Annotated in this window: 7 protein-coding genes; 6 read left to right on the top strand and 1 reads right to left on the bottom strand. The window is 57.0% G+C overall.

Translation table 11 applies throughout. The features are described 5' to 3' along the window. Positions 1–677: 677 nt before the first annotated feature. The 6 genes from P1X16_RS12095 to P1X16_RS12070 all read left to right on the top strand — a co-directional run bounded on the left by P1X16_RS12095 (position 678) and on the right by P1X16_RS12070 (position 15,531). Positions 678–3,896 carry a TonB-dependent receptor gene (locus P1X16_RS12095; protein WP_277229143.1) on the top strand — a complete coding sequence of 1,073 codons (3,219 nt, stop codon included), beginning with the start codon at positions 678–680 and terminating at the stop codon, positions 3,894–3,896. A gap of 92 nt (positions 3,897–3,988) precedes the next feature. Further along, entirely contained in the window at positions 3,989–5,491 is a 1,503-nt protein-coding gene (locus P1X16_RS12090) for a RagB/SusD family nutrient uptake outer membrane protein (protein WP_277229141.1), read from the top strand. Positions 5,492–5,660: 169 nt separating this feature from the next. Beyond that, a complete protein-coding gene (locus tag P1X16_RS12085; RefSeq protein WP_277229138.1) occupies positions 5,661–9,425 on the top strand; it encodes a DUF4450 domain-containing protein in 3,765 nt (1,254 codons plus the stop codon). A gap of 378 nt (positions 9,426–9,803) precedes the next feature. Beyond that, positions 9,804–11,942 carry a hypothetical protein gene (locus tag P1X16_RS12080; protein ID WP_277229136.1) on the top strand — a complete coding sequence of 713 codons (2,139 nt, stop codon included), beginning with the start codon at positions 9,804–9,806 and terminating at the stop codon, positions 11,940–11,942. A gap of 405 nt (positions 11,943–12,347) precedes the next feature. Further along, positions 12,348–14,000 (top strand): glycoside hydrolase family 28 protein, encoded by a 1,653-nt coding sequence (locus P1X16_RS12075; protein WP_277229134.1) that lies wholly within the window; start codon positions 12,348–12,350, stop codon positions 13,998–14,000. A gap of 316 nt (positions 14,001–14,316) precedes the next feature. Then, entirely contained in the window at positions 14,317–15,531 is a 1,215-nt protein-coding gene (locus P1X16_RS12070; protein WP_346771245.1) for a glycoside hydrolase family 88 protein, read from the top strand. A 109-nt stretch (positions 15,532–15,640) separates the two neighbouring features. Here the strand turns inward: P1X16_RS12070 and P1X16_RS12065 are convergent, their stop codons facing one another. Then, a complete protein-coding gene (locus P1X16_RS12065; protein ID WP_277229131.1) occupies positions 15,641–17,299 on the bottom strand; it encodes a Na+/H+ antiporter in 1,659 nt (552 codons plus the stop codon). Positions 17,300–17,447: the final 148 nt, after the last annotated feature.

Raw genomic sequence — 17,447 nt, 5'->3', positions numbered from 1 at the left:
ACTTGAAACCAAGGCCTGCTAGCCTCTACAATACGCCGACATTCACTGGCTTCGCTCTTTCATATTCTACGCGTCTTCAAGTTGTGAGAAAGAAGCTAGCGCGTGGACAGTAGTAAAAAGCCCGTCATGCTGAGCGCAGCCGAAGCATCTCGCGTGCTGACACAGGAGTAGTGATTACCACCCTAGCGAGATGCTTCGGCTTCGTTGCACTGCGCTCAGCATGACAGCTACTTTGACAACGGCAGCACGCGAGATGCTTCGACTACGCTCAGCATGACGGGCCTTTGTTTTTGTTTTCGGCGCCTGCATGCCTGTTCAGTAGTGCGCAGAGAAGGATTAGTACAGAAAAATTGGGGCAGACCTAAATTCCTCTGCTCCTGGATTGGAATGATACGGGCTGCTTGCCAGTGCCAAAACAACCCGTCAATACCATTTGGCAGAGCTGATAGGCAAGGCAACGTCTTTGTCAGTTAATAACTAAGACTTGAGCAGGCACCACGGAAAGACGGATTACCCGGAAAAGTGGCCTTAGGGCAATACCTTGTGAACAAACTATTGCAAAATCACTCTGCTAGGCGGTACGGTACAGGAGAGTTACGGGTGAGTAAGGGCATACTTTTAATGTAAACCAGGGTTACAGGCTGGTTTACATATAAACCCATTCCCACCTATTGCTCATGAAGAAAAACTACACATGGCGGCGTGGCCAGCTAGTGGTCTGCCTGCCTTTGCTACTAGCAGGACCCGGTATTACCTCTCTACAAGCCCGCCCTCTAACCAAGACAGTAGCTGAATGGCAGCTAACGGGTCGGGTGGTTTCTCAGAACAACGAAGGCCTGCCCGGCGTGACCGTGGTAGTGAAAGGTACTACGATTGGCACCACTACCGGCGCCGATGGCAGCTTCACCTTACCCGTTCCCGAAACAGCAGGTACCCTCGTTTTCAGCTTCATTGGGTTCCAGACCCAAGAGCATCGGTTTGCTGGGGCTGAAAAGCTCAGCATCAAGCTTACCGAAGACACTAAGAGCCTCGACGAAGTAGTGGTAGTCGGGTACGGTACGCAGAAGAAAGCTGACGTTACCGGCGCAGTAGCCACCTTCGACGCCAGCCGGCTCGAGGAGCGTCCTATTGCTCGCGTCGACCAAGCATTGGTAGGCCAGTTGGCGGGCGTACAGGTGAAGCAAAATACCGGTGTACCCGGGCGCGCATTTAGTGTGCAGGTACGTGGTGCGGGCTCCATTACGGCCGGCAATGAGCCGCTGTATGTTATTGATGGTTTTCCCCTCGACAACGTGTCGCAGAACGGGGGCGGCCGCTTTGCTAACGGTAGCCCGCTCGACAACATCAACCCCAACGACATCGAGAATATCACGGTATTGAAGGATGCTGCTGCCGCCGCCATCTACGGTTCGCGGGCGGCCAACGGCGTGGTGCTGATTACCACTAAAAAAGGCCGCTCCGGTAAGCCGCAAATCACGCTCAACACCTACGCCGGAATTTCCCAGGCCGCTAAAAAACTCGATCTGCTGAGCAGCGAAGAATGGGTGGAACGAGCCATTGAAGTTATTAATACCAACTGGGTGCGCTCGACGCCCGCCGCGGGGCCAGCTCGCACGGCCAGCCAAACCACTGCGGAGCGCATGCGCATTCTGGGCGTAACGACTATTCAACCCTCCCAAATGATTGATGAGCGGTGGCTGCAACCCGGCCACCCCGGCCTGCAGTACATCGATTGGCAAGACGAAGCATTCCGCACGGGCGTTACGCAGAGCTATCAGGTAGCTGCCAGCGGGGCCAATGAAAACGTGAACTACTACGTTTCTGGCAACTATACCAGCCAGCAAGGCATGGTAGTCGGGCTGGGGTATAAGCGCTACTCGGCACGGGCCAACGTGGAAATAAAGGCCAACAACCGCCTCAAGTTCGGCTTGAACATGTCGCCCACGTATTCGGTGACCGACGACCCGGGCGTAGAAGGCAAAGACAACCGCCTGCACCAACTGGTTTCGATGGCGCCGGTGGTGGAAGACACCGCTGGCGTATACACGGGGTACGGCAAGAACGAAGCGTACCGGTGGGGCACTTCAACGTCTAGCCCAGTAGCGGTAATGGAAAATGCCATTGCCAAAACCAATGCTTTCCGAACCCTAAGCACCGTTTTCGCCGAGTACGAGCCTCTATCTGGCTTGCGGCTGCGGTCTTCCCTCAACCTCGACAACAACGACGTAACCGCCAAGTCGTACCAGCCCCCTGGGCGTACGTTGGCTACCTCGCAGGCTTCGGGCTCCTATAGTGGCTACCGCCGGCAGACGTTGGTTAACGAGAATACCATAACCTACTCGAAAGTGCTTGGCGACAAGCACGATATTACGGCCTTGGCGGGCTATGCCTACAACGTCTCGAAGCTGGATAACGTGCGCCTGGCGGCCTCAGGGGGCTTTATCAACAACACCGTCACGACGCTCAACGGAGCTACCAATATCACGGGCACGGGCAGCAACAACACCACCGAAACCAAGAACATCCTGATTTCTTACTTCGGCCGTTTGCAGTATGCTTACGAAGGCAAATACCTGCTCTCAACCAGTATACGGCGCGATGGCTCGTCGCGGTTTGGTAAGGAGAGACAGTTCGGTGTTTTCCCGGCGGCTTCGCTCGGCTGGCGCATTTCGCAGGAGAATTTCATGCAAGACGTATCCGAGCTGAGCGAATTGAAGCTTCGCAGTAGCATTGGTTTGTCGGGCAACAACAGCATCGGCGACTACAATAGCATCGCCACGCTCGGCTTCAACAACTACACGTTCGGCGGCAACGCGGGCACGTTGGCAACGGGCCAGGCCCCGAACCGGGTGTTCAACCCCGAGCTAGGATGGGAAAAAAACCAAACGATAGACTTTGGCATAGACGTAGGCTTGCTTAAAAACCGCATTTACGCCTCGTTCGACTACTACACCAAAACCAGCAAGGACTTACTGCTGAACGTACCCATACCAACGGCTTCGGGCTTTGCCACCAACCTCGTCAACATTGGGGAAGTGGTAAACAAAGGCTGGGAAGTGGAGCTCAATACCACCAACCTCAACAATGCCTTAAGCTGGACCACGTCCATCAACTTCAGCCACAATGCCAACAAGGTAACCAGGCTAGGCGAGGGCCAGACCAAGATTGAAGTGCCCTCGGTCACCAACGAGCCCAACAACGTTATTCAGATCGGCCAGCCGCTGTACGCTATTTATGTGGTGCGGCAAAACGGTATTCTGAGCCAGTCGGATATCGACAACGGGGCACCGCGCTACGGCAACCAGACCGCCGGCGACCCCCGCTACGAAGACGCCAACGGCGACGGTAAGATTGACACCAACGACCGGGTGATAGTAGGGCAGCCGAGCCCCAAATATACTTGGGGCATCACGAACAACTTCAAATACAAAGGATTCGACCTGAGCTTCTTGATTCAGGGACAGAATGGCGGCTACATCTACTCGCTGCTTGGTCGTGCCATCGACCGGACGAGCGTGGGCTTTCAGGAAAATGCGTTAGGCCGTTCGCGCGACCGGTGGCGCTCCGAAGAAGATCCGGGTGCTGGCATCAAGGGCAAAGCGGCCACCAACTTCGGCTTCCTCAAAAACACCGACTGGCTGTACTCGTCGAATTACTACCGCGTGCGCAACATCACCTTGGGCTACGACCTCGGCCGCGTTATCAACAAGCAAATAGCGCAGGGCGCCCGCGTGTACGTGACGGCCGAAAACTTCTTCGGCCACGATAAATACTACGGTGGCTATAACCCTGACGCCGTGAACACCGACAATGGCGGCGGCTTCACGTCAGGAGTCGACTACGGCGGATTGCCTTTGGCGAAATCATTGATTTTGGGCCTTAACGTCACTTTCTAACTAGTAGAAATGAGAGCCAGCAGCCAGAATGCATAGCGTTCCAGCTGCCCGTCGTCCTTATTTCTCCTTCCTTGCTTCTCTTCGATATTCCCATGAAAAATATATGTTTCCTTCTGCTCTCGGCCTGCATGCTCACGCTGGGTAGCTGTGAAGAAGATTTGAATCTCACCCCGATTTCCAACGGTTCAGTACCCGATTTCTATAGAACCGCCGCCGATTTCGAGCAGGCCCTAAACGCAACGTACAATCAACTGCGGGGCTACCCCGACCGCATCCTGATTATGTCGGAGCTTCGATCCGACAACATCTACGGCGTGAGCAGCCAAGGCGTGCGCGACTGGGATGCCATCAACAACTTCAATCCCACGCTGGCGGGCAACCCGTATTTGGCCGATACTTGGGCCTCAGACTTCGGGGCTATTTTCCGGGCCAACACTTTCCTCGATCAGCTTGCACTCAATGGTGCTGTGGTGGGCGGCGAGGCGCTGCGCAATCAGTACGAAGCCGAGGCGCGGTTCCTGCGGGCTTTCCATTATTTCGACTTGGTGCGCATGTTCGGAAAAGTACCTGTCGTGGATAAGGCGCTAATTCCGCAGGAAATACTGAAAATTCCGCGGGCTCCGGTAGCCGAAGTGTACGACCTGATCATCAAGGATCTGGAATTTGCCAAAGACAACCTGGCCACCAGCTACACGGGCACCAACGTGGGCCGGGCTACCACTGGTGCCGCCAAGGGCCTGCTCGCGCTGGTCTATCTGACGCGCTCTGGCCCAACTTATGGCATTGAGGGTCCTGGCCTGGGTCTAAACGAGTACGACAAGGCGGCGGCGCTGCTAGATGAAGTTATCAACCGCACCAATACGGCTACGTATTCGCTGGTGCCCAGCTACCCAAACGTCTTCTCGTACACCAACGAAAACAACTCGGAAGTGCTGTTTGATGTGCAGTACATCGTGGGCAACGGCGCTACGCACCCCGGCGTGATGGTAGCCCAGAACTTTTTCACCTTCCTGGGTATTCCTTTCGACTCTCGGGGCATCGAGAACAAGCCTGTTTCCACGGATTTAGTTAATTCCTACGCCAGCACTGATGCCCGCAAAACGTTCAGCATCCAGCAGGGCTACACACAGGCCGGGGTGGTAGAAAACCGAGCCGTACTCAAGAAGTACATCAGCGCTGCGGGCCGCAGCACCGGGGGCACCGACTGGCCCATTAACTTTATTGTGATGCGCTACGCCGACATTCTGCTCATGAAAGCCGAGTGCATCCTGCGTGGCAATGTAGGTGGTACACAAGCCAATGCCGTGGCGCTGGTTAATCAGGTGCGCACCCGGGCTGGCCAGCCTGCCATCACCAGCATCACGCTGCCCCAGCTCATGGAAGAGCGGCGCCGCGAGTTTGTGGGGGAAGGCCTGCGCTGGCACGACTTGGTGCGCTCGGGCTTGGTACTAGACGTAATGAATACTTGGATTGCGAAGGAGGACGTAGCCCAAAAAATTACCCGCAACATCACGGCCAACAGCATTATCTACGCGGTGCCGCAGTATGAAATGTCGTCTGCACCTGGTTTGTACGACCAGAATCCTGGCTACTAGGCATCAGAGAGGTAGCGCATCGAATTGTGCCTGCTTTTCTTAGCTGGGCAGCCAACTTGAAAAGCTGAATATGAGCGCAAAGCGTTTGCGCTTGAGTTTGAAGGGAATACCGTAAGCTCGGTTTTCACGGACGCGTTGTCTGGGAGAATCGGGCTTACGAGCTACGTGTATGTACTTGAACACTAAAGCACTGCCGGTGAAAAGCAACTTTGTTGAACGTCTTCGTGGCTCCCGGCAAATTCGCCGCCTGCTGGCGTCAGCATTGCTAGGGGTTGGAACTCTGATAGGTTGGGACGCACTGGCACAGTCGGAAGCGCCTGTTGCACCTGAGTTGCCGCTTTGGCACGGCCAGCAGCGCGCCCTCCGCTATCAGCCCGACGGCACCGACTTCGTAATCCGAAACGGCACCAAGCGCTTCACCCGAGCTCTCTACGGCACCAACACCGCCTTCCGGGTGGAAACCGGCGACCTGCCGGAGTTTGCGCTGTACTTACCGGGCATGGGCGGCAACCTGAAATTTGGGCTGCTGAGCACCGACGGGCGCAGCAAGTGGCTTATCACCGCCGACAACATCGTGGCCCGCTATCGGCCGGGCGCCATGCTCTACGAAATTTCTGACCCGCTGCTAGGCAAAGGCAAGCTGCAACTAGAAGTGCAAGCCATGGCCGCGGCCGAAGGTATGCTGGTGCGGGCGCAGTTCACAGATGTACCCGCGGGGCAAGTACAACTGTTGTGGGCCTTCGGCGGCGTTACGGGCAAGAAGTTCAGCCGCGACGGCGACATAGGGGCCGACCCGGAGTCCAGCTTTTACCTGAAGCCGGAGTACTGCCAAGGCAATGCCTTTCAGTTCCAACGCAACGCCTTCACGCTCACCTACGGCGTAGCGGCCAAAAAGAAAGAAGGCGAAGCAGTAGCCCGAGTTGACCAAAAAAGCCTGATAGGCGTGGTGCCGCCCGGCGCTACGCTACACGTTGCCGACGCCACGCAGCAAGAGTCGCCGACGCAGTTTGCTGCTTCCAAGGGTTCTACTGCGCCCGCACTAGCGGGCACCCTGAAAGTGAAGGCAGGGGAGCCGCTGTATTTCGCGGTGCAGATTCCGCAACAGGGGGCCGCCCTGCGTTATGCTGATTTGCCGAAAGCCCTAGAACAGGCCGAAGCCGCCCGGCAGAAACTGGCAGGTCGCATCAAGGTCAGTACGCCCGATCCGTACATTAATACGGTGGGCGGAGCGCTTGGTATTGCGGCCGATGCCATTTGGCAAGACCCTGGCTTTATGCACGGCGCTATAGCCTGGCGCATGCCCCTCAACGGCTGGCGCGGCGCCTACACCGCCGACCCGCTCGGCTGGCACGATCGGGCCCAAACGCACTTTCGCGCCTACGCTAAGTCGCAGTTGACCAGCCCCGAAACGGGCCCGGTGGTGATGGATACGGCCCTGCACCTAGCGCGCCACCAAGAGAAGCTAGGCACATCGGTATTCAGCAGCGGCTACATCAGCCGCAACCCCGGCGGCGACTTCCGGCCCCACCACTACGACATGAACTTAGTGTTCATCGACGAGCTGCTGCGGCATTTCAACTGGACCGGTGACCTGGCCTTTGCCAAAGAAATGTTCCCGGTGCTGCAACGGCATCTGGCTTGGGAAAAGCGCAACTTCGACCAAGACAACGACGGCCTCTACGACGCCTACGCCGCCATTTGGGCCTCCGATGCCCTTCAATACAGCGGCGGTGCCGTCACGCATTCATCAGCGTATAACTACCTGGCCAACCTACTGACGGCAGAGCTAGCGCAGCGCATCGGCGAAAACCCCGCACCGTACCAACAGGAGGCCACCCGCATCAAACAAGCCGTTGATCAGCGACTCTGGATGCCCGCCAAAGGCTGGTACGCTGAATACAAGGATGCCCTCGGCCTCAAGCAACTGCACCCCGCCGCCGGCCTCTGGACCGTCTACCACGCCCTCGATTCGCAGGTGCCCGATGCCTTTCAGGCCTACCAGGCGCTGCGCTATGTGGACGCCGAGCTACCGCACATTCCCGTCCGAGCCGCGGGCCTGCCCGATGAAGGCTACTACCTGCTCTCGACCACCAACTGGCAGCCCTACGACTGGTCAATCAACAATGTAGCCATGGCGGAAGTGCTGCACACCACGTTGGCCAATTGGCAGGGTGGCCGTACTGAAGAGGCATTCAAGCTTTGGAAAAGTGCGTTGCTGGAAAGCATGTACTTAGGCTCGAGCCCCGGTAACTTCCAGCAGGTGTCCTTCTACGATGCGCACCGCGGCGAACTGTACCGCGACTTTGCCGACCCTGTGGGCATGGCCTCCCGCTCGTTGGTGGAAGGCTTGTTCGGTATTGTACCTAACGCGCTGGAGGGCGTGCTCACCGTTCGCCCTGGCTTGCCGGCTGCTTGGAATGAAGCCGCGCTATCTGTTCCCGACGTGGCGTTTGATTTCCGCCGCAACGGTCAACAGGACGTGTACACCATCACGCCCACCTTCGCCAAGCCCTTGAAGCTGCGCCTACAAGTGCAGGCCCGCGCCGCAGTTGCAGCCGTAACGGTGAACGGCCAGCCGGTGCCGTGGAAGAGCGTAGCGGAAGCCGTGGGTCAACCCGTCATCGAAATCAACAGCGAGCCAGCCGCGAAGTATGTGGTGCAGATTCGGTGGCAAGGCGATGCGCCGGATGCCGTTACGCTGGCTCCAGCCTATGCTCCTGGCTCCGCCCTGGCGCTTCGTTTTCCACACGCTACCGTCACGAAAGTATTCGACCCGCAGCAGATTCTTGGTGGTGCCAAACCCAATCAGACGACCCTGACGGCGCAAGTAGGAGGCGAGTTAGGCAGCCGCACGGCCTTTGTGCAGCTCCAGCAGGGCAACTTATCCTGGTGGGCGCCCTTGCCAATCGACGTAAAGACGGCCGTTAGCATCGTGCCCGTGAAAGAATCGGCGGGCGGACTGCGTTTTCGGTTGCAGAACCATACTGGTGAGGTCATAAGCGCGAAAGTGGCGGTCAATGCCGGCCAGAACGCCTTGGAAACTACCGTGGAAGTACCCGCCAACGCGGTGTCCGCTGAAGTGCAGGTGCCTGTTGCCAATACCGTAGTTGGCAGCAATGCAGTACGAGTGGAGTGGGGGCAAGGTCAGCGCATTTCGTCCATGCTGATGGACTGGAATGGCAGCGCCTCGCCCACCACCGCCAACACCCGCTACGAAACCGTAAACCTGTCTTCGTACTTCAACGATAAAGTGACGCAGATTTTCCAAAACAAATACCTTTCGCCCCGCCCCGCTGGCCCCACCTTACAGCTCCCCACGCAGGGCATCGGCAACTGGTGCTACCCGCTCACGCAAGCCACTATCGACGATGCTGGTCTGCGCCAGCTAGCCGGCGCCCGCAACGAAATCAAGTTGCCGTGGGGTGTGCCCCTGCGCACGCCAGGCACGGCCGGGGAGAAGAACATTCTGTTTGTGTCGCAGTGGGACAACTACGCCGAGCAGGCCACCGTGCCGCTCCGCGGTAAAGCTTCCCACGCCTACCTACTCATGGCGGGTTCTACCAACCCCATGCAAAGCCAACTCATCAATGGCGAAGTAGTGGTTACCTACACCGACAAATCCACCGAAACACTGCTGCTGCGCAACCCCGACAATTGGGCACCCATCGAGCAAGACTATTTGCAGGACGATTTTGCCTTCACCACCGGGGCGCCCAAGCCCTTTCGCGTGCACCTCAAAACCGGCCTCATCACCCGTGACTTCAAACAGTACACCAGCATCAAAGGCTTCAGCACCCGCGCCATCGACGGGGGTGCCGCCAACGTGCTCGACCTGCCTCTCAACCCCAAAAAGAAGCTCAAAAGCCTCACCTTAAAAGCCCTTTCCAACGACGTGGTAATTGGGCTGATGAGTGTGACGCTGGTACGCGAATAATCATGTTGGCCGCTATATCAAAACCACAAGCCAAGACTAAAGAGTCAGTTCCCCTCAGCTGCTGTTGCGCATCTGGCAAGATGGAGCTAGAAGTAGTTGAATAACCGTTGTTCACCTCGACCGTCATGCTGAGCGCAGCCGAAGCATCTCGCTAGTGTGGTACACCCTCTTAGCAGTGCAACGATTCGAGCGAGATGCTTCGGTTGCGCTCAGCATGACGGTCAATCATTGTTATTCATGTGTTCGTCAACCACCTCTAACCGCTCCTTGCTAAATGCGCAACAACAGCTGAGGGGAACTAGCCTAAGTCACGTTGCAGAAAATTCTATGCCTCAATTTGCGCAGTACGAGAACTTAATGTCGTTGAAACTTCCATCTATGCCACCTCGCCCCCAACTGCTTTCAGGCCTGTTGCTACTTGCCACCATTCAGCCATTGATGGCGCAAAAAACACCCATCGACCGGAAGGCGCTGGTGGAGCGCCACACGGTAGTACTTACCAATACCGACACACTGTCGTCGCTGTCGGTGGGGAATGGGAGGTTTGCTTTCACTGCCGACGTGACGGGTTTGCAGACCTTCCCAACGTACTATGAAAAGGGTGTACCGCTGGGGACGCAGTCGGAGTGGGGGTGGCACAGCTTTCCGAACAAGGAAGGGTACAAGTTCGAGCAAAGCCTGCGCGACTATGACCTGAACGGCCGCAAAGTCAGCTACTCGGTACAAGTGAAAACGGCCGGCAACAAGGAAGCCGTAGATTTTCTGCGGGCAAACCCGCACCGGTTGCAGTTGGGCAACCTAGGATTTGTGCTGGTGAAAAAGAGCGGGAAGCCGGCCACCATTAAAGACCTGCGCAACATTCGGCAAACCCTCAACCCCTGGACCGGCGAAATCAAAAGCCATTTCACGCTGGAAGGCATACCGGTGGACGTGGTAACGGTGGGACACCAGCAGCAGGATGCCGTAGCGGCTCGCGTAGAATCCAAGTTGCTGCAAACCGGGCAGCTGAAAGTGGCGTTGCGCTTCCCGTGGCCCACTGCAGGCTGGGCCGACATGGGCACCGATTACACCCACACCGACCAGCACAACTCCAGCATCATTGAATCGAAAAAAGGCGCGGCTCTGCTCACGCACCAACTTGATACCACCAAGTACACAGTGGCGCTAAGTTGGCAGCAACCCGCCACGCTAGCCGCCGGGCAGGCGCACGAATTTATCCTCACACCGGGCAAGCAAGGAGCGGTGCTGGAATTCGGCTGCCGCTTTTCGCCGCGGCCTGCCGAAGCGGCTACATTTACTGCCACGCGTACCAACAGTCAGCAGCAGTGGCCGACGTTTTGGAAGAGCGGCGGAGCTGTGGATTTCAGCGGCAGCACCGACCCACGGGCTAAGGAGCTTGAACGGCGTATCGTGTTGTCGCAGTACCTAACCAAGCTGCAAGGCGCCGGTTCGCAGCCGCCGCAGGAAACGGGCTTGGTGCTCAATAGCTGGTACGGCCGCCCGCACCTGGAAATGCATTGGTGGCACTCAGCGCACTTTGCCTTGTGGGGCCGCCCCGAGTTGCTGGAGCAAAGCCTGGTCTGGTATGCCCGCCCCGACGTACAGAGCGTGGCCCGCGGCATCGCGCAGCGCCAAGGCTACGATGGCGTACGCTGGCAGAAAATGACCGACCCCTGGGGGCAGGAAGGGCCCTCATCGGTGGGGGCGTTTTTGATTTGGCAGCAACCCCACTTCATCTATTTCGCCGAGGAAAGTTACCGCGCCCACCCCAATCCGGCGACCTTGAAGCTGTACCAAGACCGGGTAGCGGCCACCGCCGATTTCATGGCGTCCTTTCCGTTTTATGAGAAAAGCAAAGACCGGTATATCCTCGGCAAAGGTGTGATTCCGGCGCAGGAGCGTTTCAAAGCCGAGGAAACGTTTAACCCCACTTTCGAACTAGTGTACTGGAACTGGGCCCTGAACACGGCGCAGCAATGGCGCATTCGGCAAGGGCAGCCGCGCAACCCGAAGTGGGATGCCGTACTGCAAAAGCTCTCGAAGCTGCCGCAGGCTGGCGGCGTGTACCTGGCCACCGAAAGCGCCCCCGATTCTTACACCAACCCCGAATTTAAAACCGACCACCCCTCGGTACTAGGCGCGTTGGGCATGATGCCGGCCACCGGCCAAGTGGACCCGGCCACCATGCGCCGCACCTTCGACCTGGTTTGGAAAGACTGGAGCTGGGACAAAACCTGGGGCTGGGACTTCCCCATGACCGCCATGACCGCCACCCGCCTCGGCATGCCCGACAAAGCCGTGGACGCCCTGCTGATGAAGGTGCAAAAGAACACTTACCTGCCCAACGGCCACAACTATCAGGAAGACCGCCTTCCCATCTACCTGCCCGGCAACGGTGGCCTGCTTTCCGCCGTGGCCCTCATGTGCGCCGGCTACGACGGCTGTAAAGAAGAAAACCCCGGCATCCCCAAAACCGGCTGGAAAGTGAAATGGGAAGGCCTGAGCAAAATGCCATAAGCGGAATGCAGCCTCAGGTGAGTAAGGGCTAGGGGTGGTTAATTACCCCCGAATCATCCATAACAACGGTCATGCTGAGCGGAGCCGAAGCATCTCGCTAGTGTAGTAAACCCTCTTAGCAGTGCAACGAGTCGAGCGAGATGCTTCGACTGCGTCTCCGGCTCCGCTCAGCATGACCGTTACTTTAGCAACGTCAGCACGCGAGATGCTTCGGCAAGCTCAGCATGACACATAGAGTTTGATAAAATACCAGTACGCCAATTGATTCCTGCGTCAGCAGGGCAGGAGCGAAATGTGCAACAATTGATCAACCACGGACCAATTAGCTTTCTAGCATCCGGCCTTAGCTCTTTGATTCGGATTATAGCTTTAGGCTCGATAATCCTTCTGTTTCCACCTAGTAGTATGATAAAATCCTTCGCTTTCCTTTCCTTACTCGCACTTCCTGGCTTGGCTGCGGCTCAGCAGTCCGCTTTGCCGGCAGTCAAGACCACCGCTTTTCGCGCCGATACGTTTTCCATTGCCAAGTACGGCGCGGTAGCCGATGCCGTAACCTCAAACACCGCGGCCTTTCAAAAAGCCATAGACGAATGCAGCCAGAAAGGCGGCGGGGTGGTGCTGGTGCCGCGTGGGCAGTGGCTAACCGGCCCAATTGAAATGCGCAGCAATGTGAACCTGCACGTGGCAACTGGGGCCCTCGTACAGTTCAGCAATAAGCGTAGTGACTATAAGCTCCACAAAACCAATTGGGAAGGCCTCGACGCGGTGCGCAATCAAGCGCTGATTTACGGCCGGAACCTGGAAAACGTAGCCATAACCGGCGGCGGCATCCTCGACGGGGCCGGCGAAGCGTGGTGGATGGTGCAGAAAGGCCGCTCCACGGAAGGTGAGTGGAAGCAACTGGTGGCATCGGGCGGCTTTCTCAACGAAAAGCAGGACCGGTGGTACCCTTCGGCCCAAAGCCTGAAAGGTACCACCGTGAAGGAAGCCGGCGTGCTTACCGAAGAGAAGTCGGAAATCAAGGACTTTGAGGAAATCAAGGACTATCTGCGGCCCGATTTCCTGGTGCTCGACCAGTGCAAGCGGCTGCTCTTTGAAGGCGTCACGTTCCAAAATTCCCCGGCCTGGACCGTGCACCCCATGCGCAGCGAAGACGTCATCGTGCGCAACATCAACGTGCTCAACGGGCCCTACACGCCCAACACCGACGCCTTGGATCTGGAATCCTGCAAAAACGGCATTGTGGAAGGCTGCACGTTCAGCGCCGGCGACGATGCTATTTGCATTAAGTCGGGCCGCAACGAGCAGGGACGTAAGCGCGCCATGCCCACTGAGAACTTTATCATTCGCAACTGCAAGGTGTACCGCGGCCACGGCGGCTTCGTGATTGGCAGCGAAATGTCGGGCGGGGCGCGCAACCTGTACGTGAGCAACATTACCATGATTGGCACCGACATCGGGCTGCGCTTCAAAACCACGCGCGGCCGGGGCGGCGTGGTGGAAAACATCTTTATTCAGGACATCGACATGAAAGACATTCCCGGCGAGGCCATCTTGTTCGACATGTACTATATGATCAAGGACCCAACGCCGCAGGTAGCTGGCTCCAAGGAGCGCCCCGTATCGCCGGCTAAACCGGTGGATGAGGGCACGCCGCAGTTTCGCAAAATCCAGATTCGCAACGTGACCTGCAACGGCGCCAAAACCGGCATCATGGTGCGCGGCCTACCTGAAATGGCCATCAAGGACATCAGTATCGAAAATGCCGTACTGCAAAGCGACAAAGGCCTCGTGTGCATCGAAGCCGACAATATCAGCCTGAAAACCGTGACCCTGCTGCCCACCAGCACCGACCCCGTCATGGAAGTGCACAACAGCCAGAACATCACCCTCGACAACATCAAATACGCCCCGGGCGCCACCACGCTCCTGCGCGTATCGGGCGCCGAAAAAGCCAAGAACGTCCGCTTGCTCAACACCGACGCCTCCAAGGCCAAGCAGTCGCTAGAGCTAGGTGAGAATGTAAAGAAGAAGGCCGTAACAATGTCCAAGCGCTAACACCCAATAAAATCGACCGTCATGCTGAGCTTGTCGAAGCATCTCGCGTGCTGACGTTGTCAAACTACCTGTCATGCTGAGCGGAGTCGAAGCATCTCGCTTGACTCGTTGAACCGACAAAAGGGTTTACTACACTAGCGAGATGCTTCGGCTGCGCTCAGCATGACGGGTGGGCTTTTTTCAGATAGGTCGTAGAAAACCAAAACTGCAGTTGCTAGCAGATTCTGCTAGTTTCCTACTGAATCCAGTTAAAAAGCTACAAGCTGTCGGGTGGTTGCCAGCGTACTATTGGACCGTTGAATCCATGATGAATCTTATGAAGTTGAACACATTACTGCGTTTCTGCTTGCTGGTGGTTTTGGTAGCCTTTAGCTCCGGCTTGTATGCACAGAACAAACCCAAAACTGCGTTGCCATTGTCGCAGCAAATGGCCGACTCGTTTATGCAGCTCTATCCCGATTCGGTGCCGGCCAGCCGCAACAAGGCCGCTCGTTGGGGCTACGAGCACGGGCTGATGCTGAAGTCGATTGAGCGGGTGTGGCAGCGTACTGGCGACAAAAAGTACCTCGACTACATCGTGAAAACGATGGACTACTCGCTGCCCGCCGACGGGTCCATCCAGTATTTCAAGATGGCCGACTACAACCTCGACAACATCAACGCGGGCCGCGTGCTGCTCACGCTCATGCAGCAGCCCGGCCTTGATAAAGCGAAGTATCAGCACGCCGCCGAGCTGCTGCACAAGCAGTTGCAGGACCAGCCCACCACCAAGGAAGGCGGCTATTGGCACAAGAAGCGCTACCCCTACCAAATCTGGCTGGATGGCCTGTACATGGCCGAGCCGTTTTCGGCCGAGTACAGCAAACTGTTCAACGAGCCCGCCGGCTTCGACCACGTAGCCCAGCAATTTGCGCAGGTGGAAAAACACCTCGTAGACCCCAAAACCGGCCTGCTCTACCACGGCTACGATGAAAGCCGGGAGCAGAAATGGGCCAACAAAACCACCGGCCTTTCGCCCAACTTCTGGAGCCGCGGCATCGGCTGGTACGCCATGGCCCTGGTGGATGTGCTCGACTATTTCCCGAAAGACCACCCGCAACGCGGCCAGCTCATCAAGAATTTGCAGCGCCTGGCGCCCGTGCTGGTGAAGTACCAAGACCCCAAAACCGGCGGCTGGTGGCAGGTCACTGATCAAGCCAACCGCAAGGGCAACTACATCGAAACCTCGGGCTCCTGCATGTTTGTGTACGCGCTGGCCAAAGGTGTGCGCATGGGCTACCTCGACAAGAAGTTTGCCGCGCCCGCCCAAAAAGGCTACCAGGGCATCGTAAAAGAGTTCGTAGCCACTGAACCCAACGGCCTGCTGGCCCTGAACGGCACCGTCAGCGTCGGCGGCCTCGGCGGCGACCCGTACCGCGACGGGTCGTACGAGTATTACCTGAGTGAGCCCATCAAAAAGAACGACTTCAAAGGCGTTGGCCCGTTCATCATGGCCAGCATAGAAATGGAAATGGCGAAAGGCAAGAAGTAAGGCGGCAGCCCCCGATAAATAAAGCCGCATCCACAACAAGGAAAGCAGCATTAGCCTGCCTTGTTGTGGATGCGGCTTTTGTGTGCCGACTAGGTTCGTGGTGAATCCGTTACGTGTTGTGTTGCTGCTCGTGCAAGGTTTGAGGCGTTGGCTGATGCTGTGCTTCAACAAACAGCGTCAGCTTTTCCTCCTCCAGGTCCAGTTGGGCCTCTAAGTGGCGAATTAGCTCGTCGTTGTACTCTTCCTGTCCGCGGAGCCTGCGCAGTTCCTCGCGTTGGGCGTGCAACAAATCGGTGTAGATGTGCTGGTATTCGGTTACCTGGCGTTCGATGTGGGGGTGGTCTACCGGCTGCATCTGGTGCGTAATCAGGTAAAGATCTTTCTCTAGCTTCTTTTGCAGCGTGTCAAGTAAGCCGTTGTGGCTGCTCTGGTGGGGGTGATAGAGGGTGCGCAATCGGCTTAGGGCCACAGTGGTAAGATGATGGCGGGCGGCGTTGCGCTGCTCGTGTTCGGGGCGCAGGTTGTCACGGTCCTCGACCCCAATCCAGCGAATGAGCAGCGGCAGCGTAAGGCCTTGACCGACCAGCGTAACCAAAATCACGACGAAGGTGATGAACAGTATCAGGTTGCGCTCCGGAAACGGCTGCCCGTTGGTACCCACCAGCGGAATAGACAAAGCGGCCGCCAGTGACACCACCCCGCGCATGCCCGCATAGGCCACAACAAGGGGGCCGCGCCAGCCCGGATTGGCGTCACTGACTTCAATGAAGCGGCTAATCCAATGGCTGAAAGGAGAGCCCAACAAGCCAACAACAAGGCGCGTGATAATTACTACCGCGCTAATCAGCAAGCCGTAGCCAACAGCCTCGAGTTTGGAATAGCCTCCTAGGGCACCCGTGATGACGGGCAATTCCAGCCCAATGAGCATAAATACGGCCCCGTTCAACACGAAACCAACGGTGGTCCAGGTGCTGATACCCTGCCGCCGGTTGATGGGCGAGAAGATGCGCGAGCTATGGTACGACATAAACAGGCCCCCGCTCACCACCGCCATCACGCCCGAAACGTGCCACGTTTCGGCCGTTACGTACATCACATAAGGGGTAACCAGCGTCAGAACGGTGTGGATGCTAGGCGTAGTAGGCAGCCAGCGGTGAATGGTATAGAACACCAATCCTACGGCTAGGCCAACGGCAATACCAAGCAGCGTGACGAGCAGAAAACTGCCCGCCACCTGCTGCCACACAAACGTGCCCGACAATACCGCCGCTAAGGCAAACCGAAACACGATCAAGCTGGAAGCGTCATTCACCATACTTTCCCCTTCCAGAATAGCAGTAATGCGCCTCGGTAGCGACATATCACGCATAACAGAGGTTGCTGCCAACGCATCGGGTGGCGACACGATGCCGCCTAATAGAAAACCCAACGCCAACGTGAAGCCCGGAATCACGGCCCATGAAACGTACGCCACAATACCGGACGTAAGGAACACCAAGCCAAAGGCCAGAAAGCTGATGATGCGGCGCCATTTCCAAAAGTCCTTCCAGGAAGTGAACCAGGCAGCTTCGTAGAGAAGCGGCGGCAGAAAAATCAGGAAGATGAGGTCTGGTTTAACCTCTAACAAGGGCAGGCCGGGGATGAAGCTGATGGCTAGCCCTGCCAGTACCAGCAGAATAGGATAAGGGACGCGTAGGCGCTGGCTCAAACTAAAAAGCAAGCAGATAGCCAGTAGTAGCCCAAGGCAAAGCAGTAGCGTATGGTGCATAAACGACCGAGAAAGTGACTACGATTGTAACTGTCGGGGCCACCAAGGTAGCGTAAATAGTGAGCGAGTGTTCAGCTAGATAGCCCGGGTGCTGCTTGCGGTAGCATGAGCTATGCGTAGCCTGCGCTTAAGTTAAACTTCACTTTCA

This window comes from Hymenobacter sp. YC55 (assembly GCF_029433095.1).
Lineage (GTDB): Bacteria > Bacteroidota > Bacteroidia > Cytophagales > Hymenobacteraceae > Hymenobacter.
The sequence above is the reverse complement of the archived record's forward strand: the minus strand, read 5'-3'. Positions and strand labels throughout refer to the sequence as shown.

Coding starts and splice junctions, on each gene's coding strand:
- P1X16_RS12095 (WP_277229143.1), top strand. CDS start 678: ATGAAGAAAAACTACACATGGCGGCGTGGCCAGCTAGTGGTCTGCCTG.
- P1X16_RS12090 (WP_277229141.1), top strand. CDS start 3,989: ATGAAAAATATATGTTTCCTTCTGCTCTCGGCCTGCATGCTCACGCTG.
- P1X16_RS12085 (WP_277229138.1), top strand. CDS start 5,661: ATGTACTTGAACACTAAAGCACTGCCGGTGAAAAGCAACTTTGTTGAA.
- P1X16_RS12080 (WP_277229136.1), top strand. CDS start 9,804: ATGCCACCTCGCCCCCAACTGCTTTCAGGCCTGTTGCTACTTGCCACC.
- P1X16_RS12075 (WP_277229134.1), top strand. CDS start 12,348: ATGATAAAATCCTTCGCTTTCCTTTCCTTACTCGCACTTCCTGGCTTG.
- P1X16_RS12070 (WP_346771245.1), top strand. CDS start 14,317: ATGAAGTTGAACACATTACTGCGTTTCTGCTTGCTGGTGGTTTTGGTA.
- P1X16_RS12065 (WP_277229131.1), bottom strand. CDS start 17,299: ATGCACCATACGCTACTGCTTTGCCTTGGGCTACTACTGGCTATCTGC.